The sequence below is a fragment of the Chitinophaga sp. CF418 genome (assembly GCF_900142925.1).
In the GTDB taxonomy this organism is placed as follows: domain Bacteria; phylum Bacteroidota; class Bacteroidia; order Chitinophagales; family Chitinophagaceae; genus Chitinophaga.
In genome coordinates this window covers 290,644-303,489 of the sequence record NZ_FRCN01000013.1, presented here as the reverse complement: position 1 = coordinate 303,489, position 12,846 = coordinate 290,644, and the positions used below count along the sequence as shown (strand labels likewise).

10 protein-coding genes are annotated in these 12,846 nt (G+C 45.5%); 6 read left to right on the top strand and 4 right to left on the bottom strand.

The window, feature by feature from the left end; genetic code table 11:
• Window positions 1–56 precede the first annotated feature (56 nt).
• The gene (locus F3I09_RS26315) at window positions 57–1,433 is read left to right on the top strand and encodes a GH1 family beta-glucosidase (RefSeq protein WP_149698036.1); all 1,377 of its coding nucleotides are present in this window, start codon (window positions 57–59) and stop codon (window positions 1,431–1,433) included.
• A gap of 59 nt (window positions 1,434–1,492) precedes the next feature.
• On the opposite strand, the gene F3I09_RS26310 is transcribed toward F3I09_RS26315, so the two are convergent.
• Window positions 1,493–2,725: a hypothetical protein gene (locus F3I09_RS26310; protein WP_149698035.1), complete on the bottom strand. Its 1,233-nt coding sequence runs from the start codon at window positions 2,723–2,725 to the stop codon at window positions 1,493–1,495.
• 20 nt (window positions 2,726–2,745) lie between these two features.
• A complete protein-coding gene (locus tag F3I09_RS26305) occupies window positions 2,746–4,080 on the bottom strand; it encodes a DUF4270 family protein (RefSeq protein WP_149698034.1) in 1,335 nt (444 codons plus the stop codon).
• 251 nt (window positions 4,081–4,331) lie between these two features.
• Between F3I09_RS26305 and F3I09_RS26300 the strand changes: the two genes are divergently transcribed.
• From F3I09_RS26300 to F3I09_RS26285, 4 genes are all read left to right on the top strand, one after another.
• Window positions 4,332–5,351: a kelch repeat-containing protein gene (locus tag F3I09_RS26300; RefSeq protein ID WP_149698033.1), complete on the top strand. Its 1,020-nt coding sequence runs from the start codon at window positions 4,332–4,334 to the stop codon at window positions 5,349–5,351.
• Window positions 5,344–5,730, top strand: coding sequence for a DUF4907 domain-containing protein (locus F3I09_RS26295; RefSeq protein WP_188133966.1), 387 nt, complete (start codon window positions 5,344–5,346; stop codon window positions 5,728–5,730). Before F3I09_RS26300 ends, F3I09_RS26295 begins: the two co-directional genes overlap by 8 nt.
• Window positions 5,731–5,907: 177 nt before the next feature.
• Window positions 5,908–7,170, top strand: a complete 1,263-nt coding sequence (locus tag F3I09_RS26290; protein ID WP_149698031.1) for a sensor histidine kinase — start codon at window positions 5,908–5,910, stop codon at window positions 7,168–7,170.
• The gene (locus F3I09_RS26285) at window positions 7,145–7,855 is read left to right on the top strand and encodes a LytTR family DNA-binding domain-containing protein (RefSeq protein WP_106603033.1); all 711 of its coding nucleotides are present in this window, start codon (window positions 7,145–7,147) and stop codon (window positions 7,853–7,855) included. Before F3I09_RS26290 ends, F3I09_RS26285 begins: the two co-directional genes overlap by 26 nt.
• Before the next feature lie 92 nt (window positions 7,856–7,947).
• Here the strand turns inward: F3I09_RS26285 and F3I09_RS26280 are convergent, their stop codons facing one another.
• Together F3I09_RS26280 and glmM are read right to left on the bottom strand one after the other, a co-directional pair.
• Window positions 7,948–9,075 carry a cysteine desulfurase family protein gene (locus F3I09_RS26280; RefSeq protein WP_149698030.1) on the bottom strand — a complete coding sequence of 376 codons (1,128 nt, stop codon included), beginning with the start codon at window positions 9,073–9,075 and terminating at the stop codon, window positions 7,948–7,950.
• A gap of 145 nt (window positions 9,076–9,220) precedes the next feature.
• Window positions 9,221–10,603 (bottom strand): phosphoglucosamine mutase, encoded by a 1,383-nt coding sequence (gene glmM / locus F3I09_RS26275; protein ID WP_149698029.1) that lies wholly within the window; start codon window positions 10,601–10,603, stop codon window positions 9,221–9,223.
• A 300-nt stretch (window positions 10,604–10,903) separates the two neighbouring features.
• Between glmM and F3I09_RS26270 the strand changes: the two genes are divergently transcribed.
• Entirely contained in the window at window positions 10,904–12,841 is a 1,938-nt protein-coding gene (locus F3I09_RS26270) for an LTA synthase family protein (protein ID WP_188133965.1), read from the top strand.
• Window positions 12,842–12,846 lie beyond the last annotated feature (5 nt).

The window sequence follows — 12,846 nt, the reverse complement described above, 5'->3', positions numbered from 1 at the left end:
AATTAAATAATCAGTTATACAAATAAACTATTGTAAACTGCATCCTTGTTTTATCTATGGAACAATTTACCGCGCCTTTCAGCCGTCAGGATTTTGGAGAGCACTTCCTATGGGGAGTGGTTATTTCGGCTTTTCAGAATGAAGGGGCCTGTGATGCTGATGGTAAGGGCAGGTCTATCTGGGATGAGTTCACGTCAAGGAAAGGCAAGATCAAGGATGGTACTAATGCACTGATAGCAAATGACTTCTATAACCGTTACCGGGAGGACATCCGGCTGGTAAAACAACTCGGATTTGATGTATTCCGCTTTTCCATCTCCTGGCCGCGTATATTGCCACAAGGTACGGGTGCAGTTAATCCTGAGGGTATCGCTTTTTATCATCGTGTAATAGACGCCTGCCTGGAAGAAGGATTGACACCCTACATCACACTTTATCACTGGGACCTGCCACATGTGCTGGAATTGAAAGGAGGCTGGTGCCACCGTGGGGTGATCTTTGCCTTCGAGGAATATGTGCGTATATGCATGAAGGAATATGGGGATAAAGTGAAGAACTGGGTTGTGATGAATGAGCCATTTGGTTTTACCTCCCTGGGATATATGCTGGGCGTACATGCACCGGGGAAATTTGGGGTATCCTATTTCCTGCCTGCCGTGCATCATGTATTGCTGGCACAGGCTGCCGGGGCAAAGGTGATCAGGGAAATGGTAAAAGGAGCTAATATAGGGACGACGTTGTCCTGCTCTTATATTTACCCATATTCACAGCAGGAGGCCGATATACAGGCTGCAAAGAAGGCTGACGCATTGTTTAACCGCCTATTCCTGGAGCCGGTGCTGGGGATGGGCTACCCGGTGGATGATTTTCCGTTGTTGCGCCGTATTGAAAGGCGGTATGCCCTCTGGCGGGATTGGGATCAGTTATCCTTCGATTTTGATTTCATTGGTGTGCAGAATTATTTTCCATTGGTAGTACGCAGAAATGCTTTTATGCCGGTGGTAGGTATTTCAGAGGTCAAACCTAAAGCCCGCCGGGTGCCGACAACGGCCCTGGGCTGGGAGATCAGCGGAGAGGGGTTATATGCCATTCTGAAACAATATGCAGCCTACAAAGGCATTAAGAAGCTGATAGTAACGGAAAGCGGGGCTGCCTTTGCTGATATTATGAGTGAAGGAAAAGTGGACGACAGGGACCGCGTCAGCTATTTTGAAGAATACCTGTCTGGTGTGTTGAAGGCAAAGAGGGAGGGGATACCGGTAGAGGGATATTTTGCATGGACGCTTACTGATAATTTTGAATGGGCAGAGGGGTACAGGGCCCGTTTTGGCTTGGTGCATGTAGATCTTGAAACACAACGCAGAACCATAAAAAGATCAGGATACTGGTTCCGGGAGTTATTGCATAAGGAAATGGTATCCGGAAGGAAGTAATAAAAAAGCCCACAGCATATGCTATGGGCTTTAATTATTTTACTATCCGTCAGCTCAGATCAATCGTATGTTCTGCGCAGGAACCAGATATCCCTCAGTGAGAAGTGGAACACGCCGTTCACATAAGTCTCTTTGATAAGTCCGCCGCTGGTAGTACCGCGTTGACCTACTTCAATCCCTATATAATAGCGGAGCATATTGGATTTAGCCGGGATGGAGATACCTGCGGTACCTGCAACATCCTTGATCTGGTTATCATTGACAATCAGGTATGATTTGTAGTAAGAGAAACCTGCCTGTACTATGATACCTTCCGCCTGTTGATTACCGTATTTACGTTTGAAAGAATATTCGAGACCGGTAGAGTAGCGTTCGGAATTGGTAAGTCTGTATTTGGCGCTTACGATACGGCTGTCGCTCCACATCTGTTTACGCATGTCAGCTACCCAGGTCAGGCTACCGTTGGTGAGTGAAATACCGCCACCAAACTGTTCAGGCAATGTATATTTTTCCTTTGCCAGATCGTCCTGGAAGAGCGTGGTTTCGTTTGAGTTCTGTACGATCAGCTTTTTCTCGTAGCTTAATTTTGTTTTGAAACGGTAAGTAGCACCGAGGCCCAGCATCCAGTTCTTCCCCAGCATACCGGAATACAGTATACCGGTATTGAAGTTGGTATTAAATGCGTAACGCTGGATCTTAGTAGATACAGTATCTCCGCCGATGTTCTCTGTTACGTTGTTGGGGCCGAACAGAAAGTTGGTGGATACACCGATAGAGAAGTTTTTCGTCAATCGTACCCCATTGGAGATATACGCCTTATAAACGCCGCCGGTACCTTCGGTAGTGGTGGTTTGGGGAGATGTATCTATAAATGTGGTAGATATCAGTTTATAGTCGACGTTGCTGAACTGTCCGAAGCCGGCGCTCATACCCCATCTGTTGTTTACTTTGAACCCCATTGCCAGTCGTTTGATGTTTACATCGCCCGCCTGTCTGTTCAGGGTACCAGCATCTTTGTAATTAATGGATTGCGCGCGCAGTGATACGTCAAACATAAAATTCTGACGTGGTATTGCCGAATAGGAAGCCGGGTTCAGTTCATTGAGATAGAAATCTGAACGGCGGCCAATACCGGTACTGCCGAGACCAAAGTTGCGGGTGTAATCATGCTCCTCCTGGTCGCCAATGGCGTAGGCAGAATAGAGTGAATTGATACCGTGTTGTGCCATAGCCTTTGCGCCCAGTAAAAGCATCAGGCCGCATAAGCCGGTCGTATATTGTAATCGCTTCATGTAGTCAATTCTTGATTGCATTATTTATACCGCAGGTAATAAATCTGAACTGTAATCCTGTTTTTCGTATTCCTGTTGTCGCCCAGGATAGCACGGTCAAAATCACTGAGACCGGTTGATCTTGGAGGCAGCAACGCCAGCCCTCTTCGTGAATTATCAGTACTGTTTAATTGTGCAATGCAATAATTGGTAATATCGTAAGTATAGGCGGTTGTCTGATTATAAATAGGATCGAGTACCAGGTTACCATATTGTACGCCACCGGTGCTGGGGGAGACGAGCGTATCCTCTATCACATTGCCGTCTTTGATAACGCCGAGTACCAGATTCTTAGGAAGATTGTATGGATATTTGTACGTGGCTTTTTCCGGTCTTACGGTCAGCGTGGCCCGCATGATCTTTGAAAACTTACTCAGCTGATTGAAAGTGTGCAGATAAGGGAAGTCGATACGGCCGACGATGTTCGTCAGCGGTTGTACAAACAACCGGTTGTCTGCAGCGGAAGAAGGCAGTAATTTATTGGTCGGGCTCAATGTTGCCAGTGGAGACCCTGCAGGGCGCTGGACATCAACATGATTGAACTGTACCGCTGAATTATAAACAGGGAAGTCAATGTACGCCTGTACGATCTCACCCGGAGTAGTATGATAGAAAAGGCGCAGGTTCAGGGAATCGTCTGCCCTGAAAGGGGTGATCACCTGGCTGTTGGCGCCTGGTTTCAGTGCAAGGCCTTTAAAGTATCTTGAGAAATTGAGCTGATTGGTAATGGTCAGTGAGTTTTTGTCGCAGAGCGTAAAGAACTCTTTTCCCAGCACGTCATCCAGTCTTATTTTAAATATGGAATCGCGGTGGGGGCGTATCTTCATTTGCCTGCTACCAAGCGGGGTAGGATCTGTGGCGAATGAACTACGGCTATACATGAAAGCGCTGTTTCCGAGTCTTTTGATCTCTTCCTGCACGCGGTATACTTCCAGGTGCTGGGTCAGGGTAGTATCACCATAGTATTGGGTTTTGGGATGTACCACTAATATAAGAGAGTCATAGATTGCCCTGTCCGGAATAGCAGTACCGCTGAATGCTTTAATCTGCCAGTATGAAGTAGCTGAAATTTTTCCGAAGAAAGGATCATCGGCGTTACCACAGAGGGCTACGCCGAGGTTTGAAGTAGGAATAGAATCCAGGTACGCCGTGCTCATGTTCATGGTAACGGTATCTGTTACCAGAAATTCCGTACCACTCTCATCTGTGATATTATCATATTTAAAACCCTCCTTATCACAAGCGGCGGCGCCAGTGATCAATAATGCACAAACCAGGTATTTACAGGCCACTTTGGCGCGGATACTTTTATTCATGGAGCGCAATTTTAGACAGGAACCCAACTTCACGCTGATTTAATATGCGAACAGGCCCTTTTTATCGACGAATACCCTTCGCCACTCTTTGTGCTACTGTTGGGGTAGCAAGGCGCCATATATGGCAAAAATCCAGTTGGCAGATAAAATGTCCTGTTTTGTCTGTCAAAAGTACCCAATTATCTATTTCGTGATTGAGCTTAAATAAGTGCGGATAATTTTGGCAGCTATTAAAAAAGTAAAAATAACTTATGCGCTATTTAAAAGTATGTTTTCTGGGATTGGCAGTACTTACATTGGCCTCCTGTTCATCAAGCGAAGATACGACCAAGCTGGGTAACTGGGTAAGAAGGGCAGATTACCAGGGAGACGCCAGAAGGGAAGCAGTGAGTTTTGTGATCGGAGATACAGCGTATGTAGGAACTGGTACCAGCGGTGTTGATGGTGGTACCTGGTTAAGTTCTTTTTATAAATATGATCCGGTAAAAGATAACTGGACCATTATAGCGTCTATGGCGGATAAGAATGATCCTACAAAGGATCTTTCCCGTACCGGCGCAGCAGCTTTCACAGCCGCTGGTAAAGGATATGTAACAACCGGCAGCAATTCTGATCTGAAAACACTGAAAGATACCTGGGCATACGATCCTGCTACCAACAGCTGGGAGAGCAGAGCTGAATTCCCGGGCGCTGGCCGTTATTACGCGGTAGGTTTCGGTTTAAAGGATATGGGTTATGTAGGTACCGGCTATGATGGCGGTAACAACATGAGCGATTTCTATAAATATAATCCGGGTTCCAACTCCTGGTCAACAGCCAATTCTCTGAAAGACAAGAGAAGGCAGTCAGTTGCTTTCGTGATCGGCGATAGCGCATACGTTGTAACAGGTGCCGGAGCAGGTACAAGCCCTACCCGTATGTATGTATACGATGCCGGCCATGACCAGTGGAACGAAAAAGCAAAGATCGAAAATGCGACAGACGAATCTTTCGATGATGACTATTCCTCTATCGCCCGTTATGGTGGTGTGGCATTTGTGATCAAGAACAAAGGTTATGTTACTACCGGATCAAGTGCTACTACCTGGGAATATGATCCAATCAACGACCGCTGGTCAGAAAAGACCGCTTTCGATGGTGCAAGCCGTACTTCAGCAGTAGGCTTTACCGTAAAAGGCAGAGGTTTTATTAGCACTGGTTATTCCTCCGCTACTTACCTGGATGATCTGTTTGAATTCTTCCCGGATCAGGAAAACGATACTAATGACTAATTATAAGTCTATTCCTGTAGTATGTATGCCGGTACTGGCAGCAACGCTGTTCTTCGCAGCCTGCCAGCAGCCGTCCAAACAAACTGAAAGAACTGAGCATACTGAAGAAGCGCCAGCTACCGCAATGCATGACAGCATTGCGGTAGTTACGTTTCAACCCGAAGGGGGAGGATGGGGCTTCAAAATCAATAAAGGCACCCATACTTACATTGAACAACCTTTCATCCCCGTAATAATGGGCAGAACGCCTTTCAAAACAGAGGCCGATGCACTGAAGGTGGGTGAACTCCTTGCCGCCAAGCTTAGGAAAAATCCCGGTGGATTACCGGACTTAACCAGGCAAGAGTTGCTTGATATGAAAATAGCCGGAGTAGAGTAGCACTAAAAGCTCCCGGTAGATACATGTTAACTTATATTAATATTGGCCACAGTACTGTATTTGGCCATATAGGTCTTTTATTCCCCAGAAATTTTAACATTCCTTTTACTACACTTAACAAATTTTAACAGCCTCTTTACGGGAATTGAGTGTAAGTTTATCGCGCTTTTGGGCTACATGATAAATTTAAAACAACTCTATAAGAACCGGCTATTCAACATAGGACTGCATATTGTAGTTTGGACCTGTTTCCTGTTCTTTCCTTTTTTTATCTACCGGATCAAGATCCAGCACCCCTGGTTCTTCGCTCGGGAAATAGTTGATAACCTCTTCCTCATAGGATTGTTTTATCTCAATTTTTATGTACTGATCCCCCGTTTTTTCACATTAAAGAAAATAGTCTACTATTTGTCTTTTGTTGTATTAATGTTGGTATTCATCATTGTGCAACAGGCAGTTACGGAGTATGTTTTTTGGAAAACGTTCGCTTCCCAGGAAACGGTCATGACGCCAAACAGGGACAGGGAAGCGGGATTTGCTCCGCCACCTCCTGCGTTTATGCGATACCATTTGCTGGAGGGCCGTTTGCAGTCAAAGGAGGTATACCGGGAACGGAACGCCCCGCCTTATGCCGGGGCTACGCTGAATGACTCGATGGGGTTCAGGAAAATGGAATTTATTAACGCCCGGCGGGAACTATCTTTCCTCGACTATATCCTTTTCCCGGAAATATTGCGGAAGTCGGTTTTTGCAGCATTGCTCATGCTTTTTATGAGCGGTTTTATCAAGATCGCGCAGGAATGGTTTAAGAGTGAGCAGCAAAGGGAAGCCCTGAAAGTGGAGAATCTGAACGCAGAATTAAAATTTTTAAAGTCTCAGATTAATCCTCACTTCCTTTTCAACTGTCTAAACACTATCTACTCCCTGGCGCATAAACATTCCGCACAGACAGAACACGCTATTGTCAAACTGTCTACTATCATGCGGTACATGATCTATGACTCCAACGAGGATAAGGTGCAGTTGCAACAGGAGCTGCAATACCTGGAGGATTATATTGATATTCAACGTTTGAGAATGCCGGACGATATAGTGGTGGATTATGCTGTGCAGGGAAATCCGGTGGGATTGAAAATAGAGCCCATGTTGCTGGTGCCGTTTGTCGAGAATGCCTTTAAACATGGGATCAGTTATGCCGAACCGTCTTTCATTGCCATTGCACTGGCTATAGAAAGGAACCAGGTGAGGCTGGTGGTGGAAAACAGCCGCTTTAGAAAGCGCGTGGCCGAAAAAGGGGGAATAGGCCTACAGAATGTGCGTAAACGGTTGGAATTATTGTACACCGGTGACCACGATCTGGAAATCACAGAATCTGAAAACCAATTTATTGTTGATTTAAAAATCGTGTTGAAAAATGATCAGGTGCATAGCGGTGGATGACGAACCACTGGCATTGGAAATAATTACAGACTTCGCCAGGAAGGTTCCTTTCCTGCAGCTGGTGGGTACATTTGAAAATGCGACGGAGGCTTTACGTTTTCTACAGGAGGAGCGGGTAGACCTGCTATTCCTCGATATTAAAATGCCGGATATCACAGGTATTCAATTGATGAAATCCCTGAAGTATCCCCCCATGGTGATCTTTACCACTGCATATGGAGAGTATGCACTTGAAGGATTCGATCTTGAGGTGGTGGATTATCTGCTAAAGCCAGTGCCTTTTGAACGTTTTCTCAGATCCGCCACCAAGGCCCTGGAACTGAGAAGTATGTCCCAGCAGAAGAACGGGGACAGCAACAACGGGCATGTCAATGACTACATCTTTATCAAGACAGAATACAAGATCATTAAGATCAACCTGGAAGATATTTTATTCATCGAAGCACTGAAAGATTATACGAAAATTTATACACCATTTCAGCCAGTACTTACACTGCGCAGCCTCAAATCATTTGAAACACGTTTGCCTGCAGATAAATTCATCAGGGTGCACCGCTCTTATGTAGTGTCGCTGAATAAGATCAATTCTGTAGAGAAAAATACCGTGATGATCGCCAACCAGTCTATCCCTATCAGTGATGGCTATAGGGAGAAATTCTATGACGTGATCAACCGGAACAGTTAATCAGTCTGCAATATTAATAACATAAAAAAGAAACGGTAAAGAGCGATCTGCTATTTACCGTTTTCTTTTTATTAACTATAGACTATTATCGTTTAGACAATTTCTTTCAACCTTGTGATCACTTCATCTATTTCTTCTTTCGTATTGTCTTTAGCGAAAGAGAAACGTACAGCAATTCTGTTGGGATCACTGTTGATGGCGCGGATAACGTGAGAACCTGCATCAGCGCCGGAAGTACAGGCACTGCCGCCGGATGCACAGATGCCATTGATGTCCAGGTTGAAGAGCAACATTTCACTCTTCTCTGTTTTAGGGAAGGACACGTTCAGTACAGTGTACAGGCTGCGACCATAGAGGTCGCCGTTGTGACTCACTCCAGGTATATGTTGTTTTAACTGATCCATCATATACATACGCAGGTCATTAATGTACTTACTATGCTCTTCCATATGTTCGGTAGCCAGTTCCAGCGCTTTGGCAAAACCAACAATACCATATACATTCTCAGTGCCGGCGCGCATGTTACGTTCCTGGGCGCCACCATGAATGAACGGTGTGATCTTCACATTTTCATTAATATAAAGAATACCTACACCTTTAGGACCATGGAATTTGTGACCGGAACCATTGATGAAATGCACAGGTGTATGACGCAGGTCAAAAGCATAGTGTCCTACCGTCTGTACGGTATCCGAATGGAAGATGGCGTCAAATTCCTTGCAGAGGTTACCTACAGCATGAATATCCAGCAGATTACCGATTTCATTGTTGGCATGCATCAGGCTTACCAGGCAACGTTCAGAAGAATTGGCCAGCAGTTCGCGCAGGTGTGCCATATCCACATGACCGTCGGGCAGCAACCTTACATTACTTAGCCTGATCTTGTCTTTTGAATGGGCATGCTCCACGGAATGGAGAGTGGCATGGTGCTCAATTTCAGAAGAAATGATATGCCTGCAACCCAGGTTGTGGATAGCCGCAGTCACCGCAGTATTGGTGCTTTCAGTACCACCTGAGGTAAAAAAGATCTCTCCCGGATGTGCGTTCAGGATCTTTGCTACGGATTTACGTGCGTTTTCGATGGCCAGTCTTGTTTCGCGGCCATACGAATAGATGGAAGAAGGATTTCCAAACTTTTCTGTCAGGTAAGGCAGCATCACATCCAGCACGTCTTTATCCAGCGCCGTGGTGGCTGCATTATCAAAATAAATTCTTTTCAAGGTGGTGGTGGTTTTTGATAAAAAAATGCCGTTGGCGGACACAAATGTCTGATTTTTTTAGAAAATACAGCGCAATCTCAAAAAAACAACCGGCGGACACAAATACATGCATCCGCCGGTTTAATATATTCTAAGTAATTGAAAATTAGTGCATAAACTCACGGATGTCCTGCATGATACGTTTGGCAATATTATCTGCCGTGGTCTCATTCTGGCTTTCCGCGTAAATACGGATAATAGGTTCCGTATTGGAGGTACGTAAGTGTACCCAGTCCCTGTCAAACTCTATTTTCAGGCCGTCTTCGATGTTAATAGGCTGATTCCTGTATTTACCCTTGATCTTGTCAAAAATTGTAACTACATCAACGCCTTTGTCAAGCTCTATTTTGTTTTTGGAAATAAAGTAGTCTGGATAACTGTTGCGCAGGGCTTTCAGGTTCTTTTTGCTCTGTGCCACATGGCTGAGGAAGAGGCCTATACCGATCAGCGCATCACGGCCGTAGTGCAGGTCTGGTACTATAATACCGCCATTACCCTCACCGCCGATCACCGCGTTTACTTCTTTCATTTTGCGCACCACATTTACTTCTCCTACTGCGGAAGGATGGTATTCTCCTCCGTTCTTCAGGGTCACATCTTTCAGTGCCTGTGTGGAAGAAAGGTTGGAAACAGTGTTTCCTTTGCGGCTTTTCAATATATAATCAGCTACTGCCACCAGGGTGTATTCTTCACCAAACATGCTACCGTCTTCACATACGAAGCAGAGGCGGTCCACGTCGGGATCTACAGCAATACCCAGGTCGGCGCTGGACTTATTCACTTCATTACTTAATGCAGTAAGGTTTTCAGGCAGTGGCTCCGGATTATGGCTAAAACGTCCATTTACTTCATCGAACAGTACGGTCACTTCTTCCACTCCCAATGCTTTCAGCAGGGCGGGAATGAAGATAGCACCCGTAGAGTTGACAGCATCTACCACTACTTTAAAGTTACGGGCCTTGATAGCCGGAACATCTACCAGCGGATAGTTCACTACCATGTCAATGTGCTTCTGCAGGTAGCTGTCATCTTTCTGATAGGTGCCAAGTTTGTTGACATCTGCAAAAGAGAAGTCTTCGCGTGCTGCAAGATCGAGTACTATAGCTCCGTCATCGCCGGATATGAATTCACCTTCACTGTTCAGCAGTTTCAGGGCGTTCCATTCCCTGGGATTGTGGCTGGCCGTGAGAATGATACCACCTGCAGCCTGCTCTGCCTTTACAGCCACTTCAACTGTAGGGGTGGTAGAAAGGTCCAGATCCACAACATCCAGGCCCAATCCGTTGAGGGTAGCAACTACGAGTTGTTTTACCATTTCGCCTGAAATGCGTCCGTCCCGCCCTATTACTACTTTTTTATTGTCGGATTGTTTGGTGAGCCATGTGCCGAATGCAGCTGTGAACTTTACAACATCGAGAGGAGAGAGTCCCTCTCCTGGTTTGCCCCCGATAGTTCCGCGAATGCCAGAAATCGATTTGATCAGTGCCACGAATTTCAATTTTTAAAGGAAGGGCAAATATAAAATTACAATCAGCAATAGACAAATGAATTAAATATATAGCACTCCTTTCTATTTAAATATCAATTTAAATAGATGTGTTATAGTTTTAATGTGAGCCATTTATATAGGGGTTAGGAAACTTTGCCCCGTTTTTCATTTATGCCACAGTTTAGCATACTTTTGCATGTCAAATTAATCAACAGCTGCGTTTACATGAAATATTTATGGAAGAGTATACCCCGGTATATTCGATACGTGATTATCCAGGCCTTATTCCTATATCTCTTCATGGTCGTTTTTCGTCTGGTTTTCTTTTTGTTTTTCTTCAAAACCACCGTTACAGACAGTGGGGCCATCCTGAAGGCATGGACGCTGGGGCTGAGATTCGATATGCGTCTTGCCCTCATCCTGACCGTTCCTTTATTGCTGCTTACTTTCATTTTCAGAAATAACTTTTTTACAAAACCGGCCATCAGAAAGCCGGTTTTTGTCTATCTCTTCCTGGTGTACCTGGTGCTGACATTTGCATATGTGTTCGACCTGGGCCATTACGCTTACCTGGGCCTGCGCATGGATCCTACCATTACCCGTTTCCTGGCCTATGGAGAGCGGGCTGACAATGCCAGGATGTTATGGCAGAGCTATCCGGTGGTACGTACGATGGTGGGAATCGGCCTGTTCCTGTTCCTGATCTCTTACCAGTTCATTCGTTCCTATTACCAGCTGGCAAAGGAACCAGTTGTGAAACTGAGCAATTGGAAATACAGCGGTTGGCTGTTCTCAGTGGTAGTCCTCTTCGCTGCCGGTATTTATGCCAGTATAGCCTATTTTCCTCTGCGCTGGAGCCAGGCAATGTTCACAAGGGATAACGGAGTGACCAGCCTGGCGCTGAATCCTGTTTTGTACTATGTTTCCAATATGTCCGGCAAAACGGATACCTACGATATAAAAAAGACAAGAGAGCTGTATCCCGTAATGGCGCGGTATCTGGGAGTGCAACAGCCCGATGCGGAGAAACTGAACTTCATGCGTGATATTCCCGGTGCAGACAGGAAGAAAATGAACGTGATACTGGTCATGCTGGAATCGACCGGAGCGGCCATTACCAGCATGTACAATAACCCGATGCAACCCACGCCCAATATGAAAAGGCTGGCAGACAGCGGGATCCTTTTCCGTAACTTCTACGTACCTGCTGTCAGTACCGCAAGAACGGTGTACGGTGTAACCACTGGGCTGCCCGATGTCAGTATGACCAAAACAGCTTCCCGTCATCCGAAGATGATTGACCAGCGGGTAGTACTGGACCAGTTCAAAGGATATGAGAAATATTATCTGCTGGGAGGAAATACCAACTGGGCCAATATCAGGGCGGTATTTACGAATAATGTGGATGGCGTGAAGATCTATGAAGAAGGCTATTATAAGGCGCCTAAAGCGGACGTATGGGGCGTATCTGACTTCGACCTGATCACAGAAGCTGACGAAATATTCAGGGACGCGGGCAAAAGGCAACAGCCTTTTGTGGCTTTCCTGCAGCTGGCAGACAATCATCCTCCCTATACCATCACAAACGGGGGCGGCGATTTTAAGAAAGTAACCAGCAAGGATATTGATAAAGAGCAGTTTAAAAAGTCAGGATTTGTTTCTATAGAGCAGCTCAACGCTATTCGTTATGAGGATTATAACGTAGGGCATCTGATTGACCTGGCGAAAAAGGGAGGATACCTGGATAATACCATCTTCATCATGTTTGGAGATCATAATTGCACCCTGAATCCTTATCATTTTATGCCTACTCCCGAGTATGAACTGGTTAGCGGGTCAGTCCATTCCACCTGTTTTATTTATGCCCCGGCTTTAATAAAGCCCGAAGTGATCAACTATGCGGTCAGCCTGGTAGATATTTACCCGACAATGGCGAAACTGGTGGGCATGCCGGTAAAGAATTATACACTGGGACGGGATATGCTGGATGCTGCGCAGACAAACAGGTATGCTTTTGCTTCCTACGCCAAGAACCTCCAGGGATACATATCTATGATCGGGGAACGCTATATGTATGAGATCAATACAAAGACCCAGGATGCCTATCTGTACGACATGCTGGGAGATCCGTTGAAAAATGTAAGCGCGCAATATCCGGATACGGCAAAAGCGCTCGATAATTTAACGCGTGCATTTTACGAAAGCACCCGATATTTGATGTTTAATAATAAAAAATAGAGCTT